Below are 17,892 nucleotides of genomic sequence, written 5' to 3' on the forward strand. Positions count from 1 at the left end.
AGACAGTTTTTGTAGGCCGGGTAAGGCAACGCCGCCACCCGGCATTTGCACTACCGTATCAATTCTCCTGATAAGCCTTTTCAATAAGCAGTTTCGCTTTCATCAGGTCATGTTCATTTCGAACGACTAGCTCAACGTTGCCCGTTCCCCAGTGCCCAATATGTGTTACATCCCGGCTAAATCCCTCTTCTAGCTGAATATTCTCAGGATCCAGTTTCAGCCACAAACGGATATGGGGATCGGTAACGGGGTAAACGCCGGCGCAAACAAAATTCCTCAGACGGCGGAATGCGCCGTATAGCTTTAGCTCCTTGTATTGCACCTCATCGCCAAGAGACAGGACGTAGCTCTTAAGCTGTTCGAACAAAGTGGCTAATTCGGTGGACGCGCTGGAGATCTGTTCGCTATGCGAGCGTGTGTTACGCTTGCCAGCGGCAGCGGTTAGCGTATCGGTTGCAGTTTCTGAAAACGCGTTTTCAACCACCGCATTCACCAGTTCGAACATCAGCAGATCGTCAGAAAAAAGCTTGTAACGAATCAGGCTGATATTACGGTTAATTTGCTGAACGGCATGTTCGTCATACTTATTGAAATCAGCAGCAATACAGAGCAAGCGCGTGCCAGACCAGTCGATGGCCTCTGCCGTCTCTTTGCCGAGCTTCTCCATCACCAGCCACTTAAATTCAGCCTTATGATCGAGAAGCCAGTCCAAATAAAACAGCCCCTGGTTGATGACATTTTCATTGCTGTGACGTTTATATTCGATAATGACCGGGCAGTTATTTTCGTCCAGACCCAGTGAATCAATGCGTCCACGGTGGGTCTTACCGGTACTGTATTCACTGTCGAGAAAACGAACGCCGAGAAAGGTATCCATTCGGGATTCGATCAAGGATTGCAGCTCTTTTTCGATGGTTGCTGCTTTACCGGAAAGTTCTTTTACGCCGCTAGCGCCGTAGCGAAAGATCTGAATATCACTCATGAATTGATTCCCTGCGCATTTTTGCGATGTCATACATCAGGTGAGCAAACCCTTTGGCAACTTCCGGTGACGATAAATATTGCATCATCATCTCCTTGTGCGCTTCGTTGCTGTCTATCACGGCATCATCAATGGCTTTCGTAAAGTCGCCCAGCATCGCTTGCTCACGGGTGTTGTTGTCGAGTTGGGTCATGACAAGTTTGTTTTCTGCGAGCTTATCGTAAACCACAAAGGCATAGTTGAGCATGTCTTTATCGGTCAGGTTTTCGGTGATAAACAGCTCGTTGAGCTGCGCCAGCACCTGCGACATAAACTCCTCTTTCTTATCTTTTGCTTTTGCGGTGCCGACGCCATTAACCGAGTTGAGCTTATATTCTGCCGCATCCTCCTGAAGCTTAATATGCTGCTCATGGATCTTTGAAAGCCGATAGTGGCTCATTTCAACATTGGATAGATCGACTTCATCTTCATCTGTTGCCTCTTCACGAAGTAAGGGGCGAAGGTGTCGACAATAAAGGCTTAATTTCTCCAGCGACTTGTCATCGTAGGAGACGATCTGCGACATAAATTCATAAAAGCGTACAAAGCTACCGAGATCTTTTTTAAAAATCTCCAGGCGATCTTTTTCCTTCTTGCAGGCTTTAAAACTGTTTTCCGCGTTTGCGAGCAAGATGGGGTTAGGAGAATCCCTTTTTGTTAACTCATAGATCTGTTTGGCGCTGATATACGCCTCTTTCGCGGAGGCATACCGCATTGCCCAGCGGTTTACTGCGGGCAGGCAAATATTGCTGAGCGTCGCATTCGATTTCTTCTTGCTGTAAAAAGCCTCGCACAGCTGTTCGACTTCGTGCCATAAAAATATCCCCGTCGCGCGAAGTTTCTCGTACAGATCGAACACCAGACCCGGATCGCTGACATCGGTCAATTCAGCTGTCTGGTAGTAGGGCTGGAAGGCAGCGAGAATATCGTCAGGTTCGTTATAAAAATCGAGTACAAAGGTGCCAGATTCCCTTTTGCCGGGATAGGTTCGGTTGAGACGCGACAGCGTCTGCACGCACTCCACGCCGCCAAGCGCTTTATCCACGTACATGGCGCACAGCTTCGGCTGGTCGAAGCCGGTCTGGAACTTGTTGGCCACCAGCATCACCTGATAGTCATCAGTATCAAACGCCTTACGCATATCGCGGCCTTTGAGCGCAGGGTTCATATTGATTTCAGTAAATTTCTGGTGCAATAGCGCAAGGCTGTTCATGTCATTTTCCTGAAACTCAACTTCGCCTGAGAACGCCACCATCGCAGTGATCTTCCCGTAGCCCATGTCGGCAATGTATTTATCAAACGCCAGCTTATAGCGCACGGCGGCTTTGCGAGAGCTGGTGACCACCATCGCTTTTGCTTGTCCGCCGAGCAGATGCATCACGTGCTGGCGGTAATGCTCAATGATGACTTTTACCTTTTGCGAGACATTGTGGTCGTGCAACGTCACCCACTGGTTGAGCCTGATCTTCGCCCGTTTGCTGTCCACTTCCCGGTCTTTATCACCCATTTTTTGCAGCAGCTTATAGGCCACTTTGTAATTGGTGTAGTTTTTCAGCACGTCGAGGATAAAGCCCTCCTCAATGGCCTGACGCATGGAGTAAACGTGGAACGCCGCAGGTTTGTTGGTTCTTGATGCGGGTTCGTGCGGGTTGGGTCGGCGGCCAAAAAGCTCCAGGGTCTTCGCCTTCGGCGTTGCGGTGAAGGCGTAGAAATTAAGGTTGCTGCTCCCGCTGCGTGCGGCAAGGGTGGCGTCGAGGATATCTTCAGAGGTCAGGACCACATCCTCGTCGGCCCCTTCGCTCATCAGCACTTCTTTCAGCTGGCGCGCCGTGGAGCCGCTCTGGGAGGAGTGCGCTTCATCTGCGATGATCGCGTAGGTTCGTTCTTTGAGGCTGGTGCTGTTTTCGATCGCTTTGAGTACGAACGGGAAAGTCTGAATAGTGACGATGATGATGGGCTGCGAGTGCTCCAGCGCGCTGGCAAGCTTCTCCGATTTCGAGCCTTCTCCCTCGCGGTTGTTGATTCGCCCGACCACCCCATCCGCATGTTCAAACTGATAGATGGTGTCCTGCAGCTGATCGTCCAGCACGGTACGGTCAGTCACAACAATCACCGAGTGGAAGCGTTTTTCACCCTTTTCGTTATGCAGGCAGGAGAGCTGATGCGCCGTCCAGGCGATGGAGTTTGATTTTCCGGATCCGGCGCTGTGCTGGATAAGGTATTTGTTGCCGGTGCCTTCTTCGTCTGCGGCGGCAATCAGCTTGTTCACCACGTCCCACTGGTGATAGCGCGGGAAGATCAGGCTCTCTTTTTTGACCTTTTTACCGTCCCAGTCCTCTTTCTCCTCGATTTGAAGATGCACAAAGCAGGCAAGGATTTTCAGCAGGTTCTCAGGGAGTAATACCTCGTTCCACAGATAGCTGATGGCGTATTCCTGGTTATCTTCCGGGATGTCGTTCCCCGCGCCGCCTTCTTTGGTGCCTTTGTTAAACGGCAGGAAGAATGTGTCATCACCTGCCAGTTTGGTGGCCATGTAGACCTCATACTGGCTGACGGCGAAATGCACCAGCGCGCCGCGCTTGAAGGTCAGCAGCGGCTCAGGCTTGTTGGTCTCCGGATCTTTTGGCAGGCGCGTTTTTTTGTACTGGTTAATGGCGCTGTTGACCGTCTGCTTGAACTCGGATTTCAGCTCCAGAGTGGCAACCGGGAGGCCGTTGATAAACAGCACCAGGTCGATGCGCCAGCGTTTGGCTTTCGCCTCCGCCTCGGTGCCGCTCGCGTGGGGGCTGTAAACCAGTTCCGGAACGATGCGGCAGATGTTCTGCCGATAGCGCGCAAGGGTGTCCGGGTTGAGGTTGTGATCCGGCTTAAACTGGCATAATGAGAAGCGCGCATTATGGCTTTTGATGCCGTGGCGCAGCACCCCCAGAGTACCGTAGGTCCGGGACTGGAGATCGGTGGCGTTGGCATCGGCTTTTTTAAGCTGCGCGACCAGCGCATCGAGAAAATGACGCTCGGTGTCGTTGGGATATATGCGGATGAATTTTTCCCACTCCTGCGGCTGGGTGATTTGAACAAAGGTCAGTGCATCCTGCGGATAGAGGGCACGTTCGCGATCGTACTTGCTGCCCGTGCCGGGAACCCAGCCGTTTTGGCACATCTGCTGAATGATATCGGCCTGCAGGTTCGATTCTTTGGTGACGTCGGCGATCATGCTGTGGTCTCCTCAGCGGTGAGGGATGATTCGGTGCTGCTGGCGGGAGGCGTCCAGTCGCGCAGATCGATTTTGCCGGTGACGGCGGCGGAAATCAGGGCGGTGCGGCGCTCTTTGAGGAGATCGATTTGTTGGCGTTGTTTTTGGATTAGGGTGTCGATTTGTGTTGTTTTATAATCAAGGTAATCAACTAAAATTCCAGCCTCATATTTTGTAGGTAAAATTATATAGCTGTTACTTATTAAGTCTTGGTTAAGTATTTTTGCGCCGTATATGTTTGTCGTGGTATTTTTATCGATAAATAAAGGGAGTGAGTAATATAAAAAAGACAATGGTAGAAAAGGATTTTCTACAAATGAAGCAATTGCTTCATTTGTATACATATCAATTCCAGCAAAAGATACAGAACCTACTGAGAGCTTAAAGCTATAAAGTAATGAGCCCTTTGGGGTAATCTTCATATTTGAGTCCTTTATGGCTACATCAGAGATTTTTTTTGTCGTATTTGTAATTATTTTTTCTTTTAGATCGGAAATATTAGCCCATAGACTTTTACCGATAAAATTAGCCTCATTTTTGGTTGAGGGCGTCCACCCTACTTGAAATGGGGCAACATATTTAATTTTACTTGCCATCCAATCAGCAGGTATTTTACTCAACCACTCAATCCCAGAATCTTTCATCGGCACATCAGGGTTTAGCCCTTTAGTTACGGCATGGCTAATCACTGCCTGACTTTTTTCTTTGAGTAGTTCGATGAGTTGGCATTGTTTTTCGATTAGGGTGTCGATTTTTGCTGTTTCGTGTTCCAGGAAACTAGCTATTTTTTCTGATAAAGAATAAGAACAGGTAGGTACAGGTAACTGACCAATAAAATCCCAACTTGCTCGTGGCATTTTGGAGCCATAAGTTGAAGAATTAACCTGCTCAATAAATTCATTTGTTAATGAATAGTAATTCAGAAATCTTGAATTTAATTTGGTTGTACGAAGCACAAGAAACTCGGATGAACATACGCCAGCGAAAGTTGCCAGCCAAGATTTGGCAAGGTAAGGCCGTAACTTCCCGAAAAGGATATCGTTTTTTTCAAAGGATATCGATGTGCCATCTATTATACTTTCCTCCTTTGAAACATATTTCCCGTCAACGCTAGAGATATTTTCCAACCCAACATATAAGGCGGGTGTACAGGTGGATTTTGTGGTAAACAAATCTGCGATGTATTTAAGTTTAGCGGCATCCCAATCTTTAGGAATCTCCCCCAACCACTCAACCCCAGAATCCTTATATTCCGGATACGCCTTATACTTAGCCATCAGGAGTGTACCTCCTGCAGCAGCTTCATAATCTCCGCGCTCAGCGCATCCAGCTCCGCGTCAATCTCCTCCAGCGGACGCGGTGGTTTATAGACATAAAAATGCCGGTTAAACGGAATCTCATACCCTACAACGCCAACCTCGCCGTCGCGGGCGTCGCGCTTGTCGGCATTAATCCACGCGTCCGGCACGTGCGGCAGCACCTCCGCCTTCACGTAGCCTTCAATCAAATCGCTGGTCGAAACAGACGGATCGAGCGCCACGTTCTCGTTGTCGCGCAGGTCTGCGTCCTGTTCAAACTCCACCACCTGTCCGCGGTAAGCAAACGCGCCGTACAGCGGCTGCGCATCTTCCCTGAGGACCTTTTTAACGACCGGCTCCGCGTCCGGGTTTTTGCGGGTAATGGCCTCGATAAACTGCTTATGCTCTTTGGCATCCAGCTTAACGGCGGCGGTTTTGAACGCCGCTTTGAGCGTCATCTGGAACTGATTGAAATCATCGCTCGGCTGAGCGCGACCACCCGCTTTACCGTCCAGCGCCGACTGGATTTTTTGCGCTTTTACCATCAGCGCGCGCTGGTGCTGCCACAGCGTTGCGTCGAGCAGATCTTTAATCTGCTTCTCTTTAAGCTCGGGGAATTCGGCCTTAATAACGGCGCGTGCCTCCACCTCAAACTCGGCAAAACTGCCGTAGTTCTCGTCCTGCCAGAAGGCACCGAACGCGTCGTACAGGCACGCCATCGGTGCGTTAAACGGTTTCGGCGCAAAGCGCAGCGCGGCAATGGATTCATCCGTAACCTGCGCCGTCAGGCGCAGCGGGCGCTCAATGGTCAGGCGGCGGAAGCCAAAGTCGGTGCTGCTGAAAATCTTGCAGGCGAAAGTGCGTTTGTCATCGATGTCTTTAAGTTCCACAGCCTCGAAGTCGCCAAAGGTGCGGGTGATAAGCCGAATATCCTCCTCGCTCATCATGTTGCGCTTCGCGCCCAGTGATTTACGCATTTTGCTGCACAGCTTGCTGGCGTCGATCAGCTGGATCTTGCCCTTACGCTCCGCCGCCTTTTTGTTGGACAGGATCCACACGTAGGTGGCGATCCCGGTGTTGTAGAACATGTCGGTGGGCAGGGCGACGATCCCTTCCAGCAGATCGGCTTCAAGGATGTAGCGGCGGATCTCGCTTTCGCCGCTGCCCGCGCCTCCCGTGAATAGTGGCGAACCGTTGAGGATGATCCCGATGCGCCCGCCGGTATCGGCATCACGCATTTTGCTGATCAGGTGCAGCAGGAAGAGCAGCGAGCCGTCGGAAACGCGCGGCAGGCCAGGCCCGAAGCGGCCATCAAATCCTTTGCGATGTTCGTTGTTAACGTCGGCTTCTATCTTCTTCCAGTCCACGCCAAACGGCGGGTTCGATAGCATGTAATCAAAGCGGTCGGCGGGAAGCTGATCGTTAGAAAGGGTGTTGCCCAGCTTGATGCGGCTGACGTCCTGACCTTTTATCAGCATATCAGCCTTGCAGATAGCGTAGGACTCCGGGTTCAGCTCTTGTCCGAACGCGCGCATCACTGCATTCGGGTTGAGTTCATGAACGTACTCCATTCCGGCAGAGAGAAATCCGCCAGTGCCCGCCGTCGGATCGTAAAGGGTTCGAATGACGCCCTCTTTGGTGAGAGCCTCGTCGTCTTCCATAAACACCAGCGAGGTAGTGAGACGCACGATATCGCGCGGCGTGAAGTGTTCACCGGCGGTTTCATTCGAGCTTTCGGCGAAACGGCGGATCAGTTCTTCAAAGACCAGCCCCATATCATGGTTGGAGATGGCCTGCGGGCTGAGATCGGTGGTGGCAAACTTCTGCACCACTTTATAGAGGAGGTTGGCATCATCCAGCAACCCGATGAATTCGCTGAATTTAAAGTGCTCGAAAATTTCCCGCGCATCTCTGGAAAAATACTGAATGTAGTTTTCCAGGTTGGCCCTGATGTCGTTTTGACCCATTTTGCTCAGATCCAGCGGCGAGGCGTTAAAGAACGTCAGCCCGCTGGTGGCGCGCAGGATTAACTTTTCTTTCGCTTCTTCAGGCAGGGGCGAAGAACGGACCTTTTGAGCCTCAATAACGACGGCCTCTTTAGTCTCTTCAAGGACGCATTCCAGGCGGCGCAACAGGGTAAACGGGAGAATAATGCGGCCATATTGAGATTGCTTAAAATCACCGCGCAGGAGATCTGCAACAGACCAGATAAAGGCTGCCGTTTGGGAGAAATTCAGGGTACTCATAAAAGCGTCCTTGCCCATTTTTCAGGCATTTTTGATGATGAATTAAAACCCTCTTTTTATCATGACTAAAAGTATCGATCGACTAAAAAATCGATCTAAATCAATGTGTTATGTTTATAGATTGCAATAATTCATGGGTGTCATGAATGTGTATTTCAATACAAATGATGGAGCCGGGTCATATAGTATTAACGCACAATCGCCACAGCACCCATCCCCCAAACCCCATCAGCACCACCCCCGCCGTGCGCTCAATCCACCACAGCGAACGGCTGAGCTTCTGTTGAACCACGGTCAACCCCATCAGCGATACCAGCGCCAGATCCCACGCCAGCACCACCATCACCATCCAGACGCCGCAGGTCGCCTGTTGAAGCAGCGTCACGTCCGGCCCCAGCAGCGCCGTCATCAGCGCCAGATAGAACAGCGCGTTCTTCGGGTTTAACAGCGCCGAGCCGAGCCCCAGCAGGATCTGCTTGCGAAGCGAAGGTAAGCGCTGGTGGGTTTCATTCAGCGTCAGAGTCTGAGATCGGCTGCGCACCAGATGCGAGCCGATCCACAGCAGATAAAGAGCCCCGCAAAGCTCGATCAGCGTAAACAGCCACGTAAACTGGCGCAGCGCGCTCCAGCCGATAATCACCAGCAGGATGTAAAGCCCGTTGCCCGCGGCGATGCCGAGGCACAGTCCGGCGCTACCCCGCAGCCGATAGCGCGCGGCGTAGCCCACCAGCAGGAAGAAATCAGGGCCCGGGCTTAGCAGGGCGACAAAGTGCGCCAGCGCCAGGGCGAGAAAAGCGGAAGGGAAGAACAGTTCCATAGCAACCTCAGTTTAAAAATCTGCGGTCAGACTACGGCGCTGCAAACGCTATTTATTGTCGGATATTGATCGGCCCGTAGCGTACTGGCGCGGCGTGGCGGCGGTATAGCTGACGAAGATCTTATGAAAATGGCTCTGATCGGCAAAGCCGCTCTGGTAGCCAACGTCGGCGATGTCGTCCCCGGCGCGCAGCCGCGCTTTGGCGAACTCCACGCGGGAGATGTTGAGGAAGCTGCCCGGCGTCAGGCCGGTATCCTGCCGGAAGGTGCGGATCAGCGTCTCCTTGCGCAGCGAGAATCGTTGGGCAAGTTCATCGAGGGAAGGCGGAGCGGCCAGGTCAGCAAGAAACGCCTGCCGCACGTGCTGGCTGGTTGAGCGAAGCGCATCTGCGTTTTTCTCGCATCGGGGAAGGGCTGAAAGCAGCGTATCCACGGATGCAGGCGACATCGTCTCAACAATATCAAGGTAGCGCTTAAAGAGCGTAGGGTCGCGAATCACCTGGAGCGCCAGAGGAAGATCGGTGTCGATATAGAGCATATGGTAGCTGCGCGGTTGCCCGGCGACGGGGTTGCAGCTGTGCGGCGCAGAGGCCGGGATCACAATGAGGTCCCCGGGGTTAAGGATGTATTCTCTGTCATGGCACACGCAGCAGGTCTGGCCTTCCATAATCGCGCCGATAGAGAGCTGAGGGTGACTATGGCGTTTGTACGCCTGCGTGCTCCGCCACGTGCTGCGCAGCTCAAGGCCTGAGGCGCGGTGAAAAGTCTGCCGGATGTGTCGGGTATCGGTCATAAGCACTCCTTCTGGACGTTTTTTATACCATGTCAGCGAACCGTCTGGCAGCGCTTCATTAAGAACCTTCCGGATATACCCAACTTTACGTCCACGGCCAGTCATGTTGACTACCCTTAATACCCTAAGCGGTAAAACAAGGAGATTCGACATGGCTTATCAGACAGTAAACCCTGCCACTAACCAGCTCATCAAAGAATACCCCTCGCATACCGACGCGGATATCGAAGCGGCGCTGAAGGCGGCCGATGCGCTTTACCATTCGGACTGGGCGAAAGGCGACATCAGCCAGCGTCTGCCGGTGCTGCATAAGCTTGCCGACCTAATCGACGAGCGCACCGAGGATCTGGCGAAAATCGCCAGCCAGGAGATGGGTAAGCTCATCGAACAGAGCCGCGGCGAAGTGAAGCTGTGCGCGCAAATCGCCCGCTATTACGCTGACAACGCGAAGCAGTTCCTGGCCCCGGTGAAGTATCAATCCGAACTCGGGGAAGCGTGGGTGGAGCATCATCCCATCGGCGTGCTAATGGCCGTTGAGCCGTGGAACTTCCCGTATTACCAGCTGATGCGCGTTCTGGCGCCAAATCTGGCGGCGGGTAACCCGGTGATCGCCAAGCATGCCAGCATCGTGCCGCACTGCGCCGAAACCTTTGCCCATCTGGTCCGCGAGGCGGGCGCGCCGGAAGGTGCATGGACCAACCTGTTTATCTCGTCCGAGCAGGTGGCGAACATCATTGCCGACGATCGCGTGCAGGGCGCCGCATTAACCGGCTCCGAAAAGGCTGGCAGCGTGGTGGCCGCGCAGGCGGCGAAGCATATCAAGAAATCCACGCTGGAGCTGGGCGGTAACGACGTGTTCGTGGTGCTGGATGACGCAGACCTTGAGAAGGCCGTGAAAATTGGCGTTAACGCGCGGCTCAACAACGCCGGGCAGGTCTGCACCGCGGCGAAGCGCTTTATCCTGCATGAAAAGATTGCGGATGCCTTCCTGAGCAAATTCACCGAGGCGTTTAAGCAGGTGAAGATTGGCGATCCGCTGGACGAAAGCACCACGCTGGGGCCGCTGTCGTCGAAAGATGCGCTAGAAACGTTGACCAAACAGGTTAACGAGGCGGTGAAAAACGGCGCGACGCTGCACTATGGCGGCAAACCGGTACAGCGCGACGGGAGCTTTTTCGAACCGACGATCCTGACGAATATCTCCCGCGATAACCCGGCGTATTTCGAAGAGTTCTTCGGCCCGGTAGCGCAGATTTACGTGGTGAAAAACGATGACGAGGCGGTCGCGCTGGCTAACGACTCCCACTACGGCCTGGGCGGGGCGGTATTCAGCCAGAATATCGAGCGCGCGAAGAAAATGGCGTCGCGGATTGAGACCGGGATGGTGTACATCAACTGGCTCACCGATACCGCACCGGAGCTGCCGTTCGGCGGGGTGAAGCGCTCCGGTTACGGACGCGAGCTGTCGGATCTGGGGATTAAAGAATTTGTGAACCAGAAGCTGGTGGTGGTGCGTAAGTAACGTAGTAATAAAAAACCTGCCGAATGGCAGGTTTTTTATTTATCAGGTGGATTAGAAGCTCACGCCGCCGCCGAAGTAAGCGCCGTCTACCAGCGTGTGGTTTGGACGACCGTCTTTGCCATCAACGCTCACGTGACGATAACCCACCTTCAGCGTCACCGGCTTCACTGGCGTCCAGCTTACGCCGCCGTTCGCTTCAACGTAGTTTTTCACGCTGTTGTTCAGGCCGTCTGGAGCAACGTAGCCTTCACCGAATACCCTGATGCTGTCGGTCAGGGCAACGTTCACACCGCCGCCGACCGGGAACGCCACGCCGTTATCGCCTTTCTTCGGGCCAACGTAGAGGGCCTTAGCGCCTGCGTTCAGCATCACCGGGCCGACCTCGAAGTTGTAGCCTGCACCCACGCCACCGGTCGTGGTGCCGTCGTCGGTGTTTTTCAGCCAGCTACCTTCGGTGTACAGACCAGAGGTTGATTTACCCATTTCGACGTTCAGGTTAGTGAAGTTCTTACCCTGCTCAATGCTGCCGCCCATGGCCAGTGCGGAGCCTGATACGGCGGTCAGAGCGGAAAGAAGGAGAACGTTGAGCTTTTTCATGAGTTTTTCCTCTTCATCAAATTAATCTGAGGGCACCTTAACAAGAGCTGTTTATCACTGCAAATGTGATGTTTGTCGCGTTTTTAAGCTGATTTTGTTGGGTTTTTGAATTTTAAATGTTGGTTGAATGTTGAGCCGGCAAGGAGTCAATACGTAATGCATTCGCGTTTAGGGATGGTTCAGGGTTTTGATTAAACGTACGCTGAACGAGCCGGAGAATGTAGTTCGTGTTGAATTAATTGAGTTTCTAATAATTTCCAAAAGTGTTTCAGTTGTCACAGATTAAGACACAGGTTTACATTTCTGGAGGTGGTTATACGTCCCGCAACGCCAGGTCGCTTTCCGCCATGTCATTTTTCTGACACGTTCCTTCTTTACGTTGTTGGCTTCACTTACTGGATGCTAACAATATGAAAAGAAAAATTATTCCTGTGCTTATCGGCTGTGCGCTCTCTTTCTCTGGCCTCGCGGCGCAGCCCACTGCTGAGCGCTATGTCGTCAGCTTCCCTGAAGGCTCCCACGTGAGCTACAGCGGCGCGTTTGCCGATGCGTTTCCGAACGGACTCCCTGTGGGAATCGGCTCCGGCCTGCTGTTTACGGGCAAGCAGGGCGATGCCCTGACCTTTGCGACCGTGACCGATCGCGGTCCCAACGCCGATGCGCCAAAAATGGGTAAAAGCGAAGCCAAAATATTTGTCACGCCGGATTTCGCGCCGCTGCTGATGACCATCCGCGTCCAGAACGGCAAAGCGGAGGCGGTTGATGCCCGCCCGCTGCATGACGATAAAGGCGAGATTAACGGTCTGCCGCTGCAAAGCGGCGTGATTGGTTCCACCAATGAAGTGGCGTTCAGCGATACCTTAAAGACGCTCAAGGGTGACAACCGTGGCCTGGACACAGAAGGCATCACCCCGGACGGAAAAGGCGGCTACTGGCTGTGCGACGAATATGGTCCGTTCCTGATTAACGTCGACAGCAAAGGGAAGATCTTGGCGATCCACGGGCCGCAGGCGGCGGAAGGGGAAAAATCCATCGCGGGCGGTCTGCCAAACATCATCAAATGGCGCCAGCCGAACCGGGGCTTCGAAGGCCTGACCCGGATGCCGGACGGACGCATTATCGCCGCCGTGCAGAGCACGCTGGACATCGACGGTAAGAGCAAAAAGCAGGCGCTGTTTACGCGTCTGGTGAGCTTCGATCCGGCAACCGGCAAAACCGCAATGTACGGTTACCCCATCGACAGCGCGGCCTACGACAAAAACAGCGATGCCAAAATCGGCGATATCGTGGCGCTTGATGACCAGCACATCCTGCTGATTGAGCAGGGAAGCGATAAAAACGACGGAATGCGTAACCTGATTTACAAGGTGGATCTCAGCAAGGCGAGCGACCTTTCCGCCTTCGACAAGCCGGGCGAGTACCCTGAGTTTGATGATGAGAAAACCCTGGCGCAGCGCGGCATTACCCTTGCGGCAAAAACGCAGGTCGTCGATCTGCGTGCGTTGGGCTGGCAGCAGGAGAAGGCCGAAGGGCTGGCGCTGATCGACAGCAAAACGCTTGCGGTGGCGAACGATAACGACTTTGGCGTAAAGGTAGCGATGCAAAATCCGGTCGAGGGCAAGAAGCTCAAGGATTATCGGGTGAACGCAGAAGGCAAGCTGACGCTGGATGATAAACCAGTTGAAACCACGCTCAGCGTGAAGCCGCTGAAGAAGCCGGAGTCCGACAGCGAGCTGTGGATTGTGACGCTTCCGGAGGCGGTGAAATAATACCAGGGCTTACCCCTCACCCTAGCCCTCTCCCCATAGGGGAGAGGGGATGTTCGATGCGGTTATTTCTTCAGACCCGCAAACGCCGCCCGAATTTCTTCCTCCGGCAGTTGGATGCCAATAAACACCATCACGCTGTGCGGCGCTTCATCGCCCCACGGTCGGTCCCAGTCGGCGCTGTACAGGCGCTGCACGCCCTGGAACAGCAGGCGGTTGGGTTCGCCGTCAATCCACAGCATTCCTTTGTAGCGCAGCAGCCTGTCGGCAAACGACAGCAGCAGGTTCTCCATCACGCGGGAGACCTCGCTGATATCCACCGGATAATCCAGCTCCACCACAATCGACGCCACGTCGTTTTGCTTATCTCCCATAAAGTGGAAGCGCGGTTTCGCGGTGACGTTCTCCTCCAGCATAAAGCCGTTGGTGTTGAACAGCTGGGACAGGTCGATATCGCCGTGCGTCACCGTGTAAATCGGCGCGCGGGAGTTAATGCGGGTCAGGCGCTCGCGAAGCTTTTCGCTTTCGCCCGCCACGTCGGTTTTGGTCAGCAGGATGCGGTCGGCGTAGCCCACCTGAGACTGGGCGATGGTGAACTGGTTCATCTGTTCGTCGGCGTGGACCGCATCAACCAGGGCAATCACGCCGTCCAGCAGATAGCGCTGACAAAGGATCTCATGGGAGAAAAAGGTCTGAATAATCGGGCCGGGATCGGCCATGCCGGTGCACTCGATCACCAGGCGGTCAAAGTCGATTTCCCCGCGATCGCGGCTGTCGAGCAGGTCCAGCAGGGCATCTTCTAATTCGTTAGAGCGGGTGCAGCAGATGCAGCCGTTGGTCAGGGTTTTGATCTGCGTGGCGCGATCGCCAATCAGCTGGTCGTCTACGGAGACTTCGCCAAATTCGTTTTCGATGACGGCGATTTTGAAGCCGTGCTGCTCGTTCAAAATGTGGCGCAGCAGGGTGGTTTTACCGGCGCCGAGGAAACCGGTCAGCAGGGTAACGGCAATCGGGGTCATGGTCTCTCCTTTAGCAGCAGCGGACGCCGCCTTCTCCACTTCCGCCGTAGCGCGCTTCCTGACGCTCGCGGAAGAATTCGGTGTAGGTCATGTACGGCTTATCCGGATGGTTGGTCTTCATATGCTCAACGTAGTTGTCATAGTCCGGAATGCCAATCAGCATTTTCGCCGCCTGACCGAGGTATTTTTTTGCTTCGCCTAAGTTACCAAACATAACGGGTCCTGATAAGAAAAAGCCCGGTGGCGCGCAGCGATCCGGGCCTGGAGTGACATGCTGGATTAATGGTGTGAAGAGGTCTTCACGCCGCCTTCAGGCACCGGCACGTACGGGGTTTCTTTGTCCGTACGGCCGTCGGCGTTACGCACTTTCAGCCAGGTTTTGATGCCATAGAAGATGATGCTGTACACCACCACCAGGAACAGAATGCTCAGACCCGCGTTGGTATAGTTGTTCACCACGATATGGTTCATGTTGGCAATCTGCTGGGCGGTCAGATCCGCGCCGCCTGCGGCAATCTTCTCTTTGTACTGGTTAGCCATGAAGAAGAAGCCTTCCAGCTGCGGGTTGGCGCTGAACAGCTTCAGGCCAAGCGCCCATGTGGTGCAGAGCAGCAGCCACAGCGCAGGCACCACGGTGACCCAGATGTATTTGGTGCGTTTCATCTTCACGAGGACAACGGTACCGAGCACCAGAGCTACAGCCGCCAGCATCTGGTTAGAGATACCGAACAGCGGCCACAGGCTCTTCACGCCGCCGAGCGGGTCGACAACGCCCTGATACAGCAGGTAGCCCCAAAGGCCGACGCAGCCCGCCGTGCCCAGAATGCCCGCTACCAGAGAGTCGGTTTTCTTCAGGAACGGCACGAAGTTACCGAGCAGGTCCTGCAGCATGAAGCGGCCCGCACGGGTACCGGCGTCCAGCGCGGTGAGGATGAATAGCGCTTCGAACAGAATACCGAAGTGGTACCAGAAGCCCATGTCCGCCCACGGCAGCACTTTGTGGAACACGTGTGCGATACCGACAGCCAGCGTCGGTGCGCCACCGGCGCGGTTCAGCACGGACGGTTCGCCGATGTCTTTCGCCGTCTGCATGATCTGCTCAGGCGATATCACGAAGCCCCAGGAGCTGACGGTCGCCGCCGCGTGTGCGCTGGCGTCTTTCAGCTGCGCCATAATCAGCGCCGCGTTGTCGCCGCCCATCTCGTGCAGGTTCGGCATGGTAATACCGAGACCCGCCGGAGGGGTGTTCATCGCGAAGTACAGACCCGGTTCGATGATAGACGCGGCAACCAGCGCCATGATCGCCACGAAGGACTCCATCAGCATGGCGCCGTAGCCGATGAGGCGTGCGTCTTTCTCGTTTGCCAGCAGCTTAGGCGTGGTACCGGAGGAGATCAGGGCGTGGAAGCCGGAGACCGCACCGCAGGCGATGGTGATGAACAGGAACGGGAACAGGGCGCCTTTCCACAGCGGACCGGTACCGTCGATGTACTGGGTCACCGCCGGCATTTTCAGTTCAGGGTTGATGATCACAATCCCGATTGCCAGCCCGACGATCACGCCGATTTTCAGGAAGGTCGCCAGGTAGTCGCGCGGGGCCAGAATCAGCCAGACCGGCAGCAGCGCGGAGATAAACGCATAGCCAATCAGCGCGAAGGTGATGGTGGTGTCCTTGAAGGTCAGCGCCGGGCCCCAGTACGGGTCGTGCGCGATGACGCCGCCGAAGTAGATAGAGGCCACCAGCAGCACGATACCAATGACCGACACCTCACCTACGCGTCCCGGTCTCAGGAAGCGCATGTAGATACCCATGAACAGCGCAATCGGCACGGTTGAGCAGACGGTGAAGACGCCCCACGGACTTTCGGCCAGGGCTTTCACCACGATCAGGGCCAGCACCGCGAGGATGATGATCATGATCAGGAAGCAGCCGAACAGGGCGATAGTCCCCGGCACGCGGCCCATCTCCTCTTTGACCATCTCACCCAGAGAGGCGCCGTTACGGCGAGAAGAGATAAACAGCACCATAAAGTCCTGCACCGCACCGGCCAGCACCACGCCCGCCAGCAGCCAGAGCGTACCCGGCAGGTAGCCCATCTGCGCGGCCAGTACCGGGCCGACCAGCGGGCCTGCCCCGGCGATAGCGGCAAAGTGGTGACCAAACAGCACGTAGCGGTTGGTTGGCACGTAGTTCAGGCCGTCATTGTTAATGACCGCCGGAGTGGCGCGCGTTGGGTCGAGCTTCATGACCTTCTGCGCGATGTATAAGCTGTAGTAGCGATAAGCCACAAGATAGACGGAAACGGACGCGACCACGATCCACAGGGCGCTTACGTGTTCGCCCCGGCGTAATGCGACAACCGCCAGACAAAAAGCGCCGAGGATCCCGAGTAAGGCCCAGGGCACGTGCTTCAGTAGTTTTTTAGTATCCATAGTAAGACCTGGTTTTTTATGTAAAGAAAAAAGGGTCAGGGTTCGTTGTGAGGAGGTATTGATTAATGCTGGAGCGATCGTGCCAGATCAACGCGCGCGTAAAGGACGGTAAATGAATGAGTGGTTGAAAGTGCCGGGTGAGCGGTCAAAGGCGGCGACGAGCGGTTTCGGCTCGCCGCCAGTGGGCGAAATTATGTGATTGAGATCACTTGATTATTCGGGTTGCGTTCCACTGCCAGATAGTTCTCCAGCGTTCTGATGAGCTTCTCCTTCAGCCAGCTCGGTTCCAGTATCTGAATATGGGGGAGCCAGTAGAACAGCAGCGGCAGGATCTGGTTCTCGTGTGCCGCCTGGCAGCGCAGCGTGACGCCGCCCTGTTGCTCCTCCAGCAGCTCCTGTTCCGGCAGAAGATCGCGGCGCAGGAAGTAATGTGAAATATTATCTTTAATAAATATTTTCACTGCGAAAGTATCTTCAGATACCCAGGGGTCGAGGCTTTTCTCCAGCAGCTCAAGAACATTTTCTTCAGGAGTGAAGGTCGTTTTCTGAATATCAAACCAGCTAATTTGGCTCAAGGAGAAGGATTTCAGGCGGCTATTTTCGGTGGCTTGTAAATACCATATATTTTTTTTGTTAATGAGTTTATAGGGATTAATCAGACGGGTTTTACCCTTATAAACGATCTGACAAACATTATGGTTTTTAATCGATTTCTCGATTTTCGTTAAATGACGGCGAATATCACGCTCTACCGTGTGTTCTGCTTCATTGCCAAGAATAAGAATATGGTTTTCGTCAACGCGCGTTTCAAGCTTCTGCCAGAATTCCGTATTTCTTTCAGGGAAAAAGCTGTCAGCATTCAGGAAGTTAGCAAGGGTGTGATGTAAGCCTTGTCCGCCGGGCGATTGTGCAGAATGGATCAGCCGATATAGCCCGTTACCGAAATGTTCAACAATGGGAGAGAGGGCATTTAAATCCCGGTAGACGGTACGCTCGGTAATTTTAAATTTCTCCATTAGCGCACTGCGGTTTACCACACCGTTTAAATGTAGCTCAACCAGAATATCGACCAGACGTTCAGCCGAGCGGCTACGCGTCGTTTTAGCCATAAGGTCATCCTGTATATTT

13 protein-coding genes are annotated in these 17,892 nt (G+C 54.0%); 2 read left to right on the forward strand and 11 right to left on the reverse strand.

Translation table 11 applies throughout. From position 1 onward, the window contains the following. Positions 1 to 58: 58 nt before the first annotated feature. The 6 genes from ACW9E7_RS01615 to ACW9E7_RS01640 all read right to left on the reverse strand — a co-directional run bounded on the left by ACW9E7_RS01615 (position 59) and on the right by ACW9E7_RS01640 (position 9,427). Positions 59 to 982, reverse strand: a complete 924-nt coding sequence (locus ACW9E7_RS01615; RefSeq protein ID WP_458727154.1) for a DUF5655 domain-containing protein — start codon at positions 980 to 982, stop codon at positions 59 to 61. Beyond that, positions 975 to 4,235 (reverse strand): type I restriction endonuclease subunit R, encoded by a 3,261-nt coding sequence (locus ACW9E7_RS01620; RefSeq protein WP_458727155.1) that lies wholly within the window; start codon positions 4,233 to 4,235, stop codon positions 975 to 977. The genes ACW9E7_RS01615 and ACW9E7_RS01620 overlap by 8 nt, the downstream gene beginning before the upstream one ends. Then, entirely contained in the window at positions 4,232 to 5,551 is a 1,320-nt protein-coding gene (locus tag ACW9E7_RS01625; protein WP_458727156.1) for a restriction endonuclease subunit S, read from the reverse strand. The genes ACW9E7_RS01620 and ACW9E7_RS01625 overlap by 4 nt, the downstream gene beginning before the upstream one ends. Continuing rightward, on the reverse strand, positions 5,551 to 7,818 hold the full coding sequence (locus tag ACW9E7_RS01630) for a type I restriction-modification system subunit M (RefSeq protein WP_458727157.1): 2,268 nt from the start codon (positions 7,816 to 7,818) through the stop codon (positions 5,551 to 5,553). The genes ACW9E7_RS01625 and ACW9E7_RS01630 overlap by 1 nt, the downstream gene beginning before the upstream one ends. Before the next feature lie 178 nt (positions 7,819 to 7,996). Then, a complete protein-coding gene (locus ACW9E7_RS01635; RefSeq protein ID WP_458727158.1) occupies positions 7,997 to 8,635 on the reverse strand; it encodes a LysE family translocator in 639 nt (212 codons plus the stop codon). Between the two features lie 48 nt (positions 8,636 to 8,683). Further along, complete coding sequence (locus tag ACW9E7_RS01640; RefSeq protein ID WP_458727159.1) at positions 8,684 to 9,427, reverse strand: helix-turn-helix domain-containing protein; 744 nt, start codon at positions 9,425 to 9,427, stop codon at positions 8,684 to 8,686. Between the two features lie 151 nt (positions 9,428 to 9,578). Between ACW9E7_RS01640 and ACW9E7_RS01645 the strand changes: the two genes are divergently transcribed. After that, positions 9,579 to 10,949 carry an NAD-dependent succinate-semialdehyde dehydrogenase gene (locus ACW9E7_RS01645; RefSeq protein ID WP_458727160.1) on the forward strand — a complete coding sequence of 457 codons (1,371 nt, stop codon included), beginning with the start codon at positions 9,579 to 9,581 and terminating at the stop codon, positions 10,947 to 10,949. 51 nt (positions 10,950 to 11,000) lie between these two features. Here ACW9E7_RS01645 and ACW9E7_RS01650 read toward each other — a convergent pair whose 3' ends face one another. Next, entirely contained in the window at positions 11,001 to 11,546 is a 546-nt protein-coding gene (locus ACW9E7_RS01650) for a YfaZ family outer membrane protein (RefSeq protein ID WP_133293723.1), read from the reverse strand. 410 nt (positions 11,547 to 11,956) lie between these two features. On the opposite strand from ACW9E7_RS01650, the gene ACW9E7_RS01655 reads away from it, so the two are divergent. Continuing rightward, positions 11,957 to 13,315: an esterase-like activity of phytase family protein gene (locus tag ACW9E7_RS01655; protein ID WP_458727161.1), complete on the forward strand. Its 1,359-nt coding sequence runs from the start codon at positions 11,957 to 11,959 to the stop codon at positions 13,313 to 13,315. A gap of 62 nt (positions 13,316 to 13,377) precedes the next feature. Here ACW9E7_RS01655 and yjiA read toward each other — a convergent pair whose 3' ends face one another. The 4 genes from yjiA to ACW9E7_RS01675 form a co-directional block, all read right to left on the reverse strand. After that, a complete protein-coding gene (gene yjiA / locus ACW9E7_RS01660; RefSeq protein WP_115876542.1) occupies positions 13,378 to 14,331 on the reverse strand; it encodes a GTPase in 954 nt (317 codons plus the stop codon). Between the two features lie 10 nt (positions 14,332 to 14,341). Beyond that, complete coding sequence (locus ACW9E7_RS01665) at positions 14,342 to 14,545, reverse strand: YbdD/YjiX family protein (RefSeq protein ID WP_003856610.1); 204 nt, start codon at positions 14,543 to 14,545, stop codon at positions 14,342 to 14,344. A gap of 65 nt (positions 14,546 to 14,610) precedes the next feature. Beyond that, complete coding sequence (locus ACW9E7_RS01670; protein WP_111964124.1) at positions 14,611 to 16,764, reverse strand: carbon starvation CstA family protein; 2,154 nt, start codon at positions 16,762 to 16,764, stop codon at positions 14,611 to 14,613. A gap of 191 nt (positions 16,765 to 16,955) precedes the next feature. Further along, a complete protein-coding gene (locus ACW9E7_RS01675) occupies positions 16,956 to 17,873 on the reverse strand; it encodes a helix-turn-helix transcriptional regulator (protein ID WP_115876541.1) in 918 nt (305 codons plus the stop codon). Positions 17,874 to 17,892: the final 19 nt, after the last annotated feature.

The sequence above is a fragment of the Enterobacter sp. H2G27 genome, assembly GCF_054403075.1.

What these genes read in the sequence shown, in the direction of transcription:
- ACW9E7_RS01615 (WP_458727154.1), bottom strand. Translation starts at nt 982, where the DNA reads ATGAGTGATATTCAGATCTTTCGCTACGGCGCTAGCGGCGTAAAAGAA.
- ACW9E7_RS01620 (WP_458727155.1), bottom strand. Translation starts at nt 4,235, where the DNA reads ATGATCGCCGACGTCACCAAAGAATCGAACCTGCAGGCCGATATCATT.
- ACW9E7_RS01625 (WP_458727156.1), bottom strand. Translation starts at nt 5,551, where the DNA reads ATGGCTAAGTATAAGGCGTATCCGGAATATAAGGATTCTGGGGTTGAG.
- ACW9E7_RS01630 (WP_458727157.1), bottom strand. Translation starts at nt 7,818, where the DNA reads ATGAGTACCCTGAATTTCTCCCAAACGGCAGCCTTTATCTGGTCTGTT.
- ACW9E7_RS01635 (WP_458727158.1), bottom strand. Translation starts at nt 8,635, where the DNA reads ATGGAACTGTTCTTCCCTTCCGCTTTTCTCGCCCTGGCGCTGGCGCAC.
- ACW9E7_RS01640 (WP_458727159.1), bottom strand. Translation starts at nt 9,427, where the DNA reads ATGACCGATACCCGACACATCCGGCAGACTTTTCACCGCGCCTCAGGC.
- ACW9E7_RS01645 (WP_458727160.1), top strand. Translation starts at nt 9,579, where the DNA reads ATGGCTTATCAGACAGTAAACCCTGCCACTAACCAGCTCATCAAAGAA.
- ACW9E7_RS01650 (WP_133293723.1), bottom strand. Translation starts at nt 11,546, where the DNA reads ATGAAAAAGCTCAACGTTCTCCTTCTTTCCGCTCTGACCGCCGTATCA.
- ACW9E7_RS01655 (WP_458727161.1), top strand. Translation starts at nt 11,957, where the DNA reads ATGAAAAGAAAAATTATTCCTGTGCTTATCGGCTGTGCGCTCTCTTTC.
- yjiA (WP_115876542.1), bottom strand. Translation starts at nt 14,331, where the DNA reads ATGACCCCGATTGCCGTTACCCTGCTGACCGGTTTCCTCGGCGCCGGT.
- ACW9E7_RS01665 (WP_003856610.1), bottom strand. Translation starts at nt 14,545, where the DNA reads ATGTTTGGTAACTTAGGCGAAGCAAAAAAATACCTCGGTCAGGCGGCG.
- ACW9E7_RS01670 (WP_111964124.1), bottom strand. Translation starts at nt 16,764, where the DNA reads ATGGATACTAAAAAACTACTGAAGCACGTGCCCTGGGCCTTACTCGGG.
- ACW9E7_RS01675 (WP_115876541.1), bottom strand. Translation starts at nt 17,873, where the DNA reads ATGGCTAAAACGACGCGTAGCCGCTCGGCTGAACGTCTGGTCGATATT.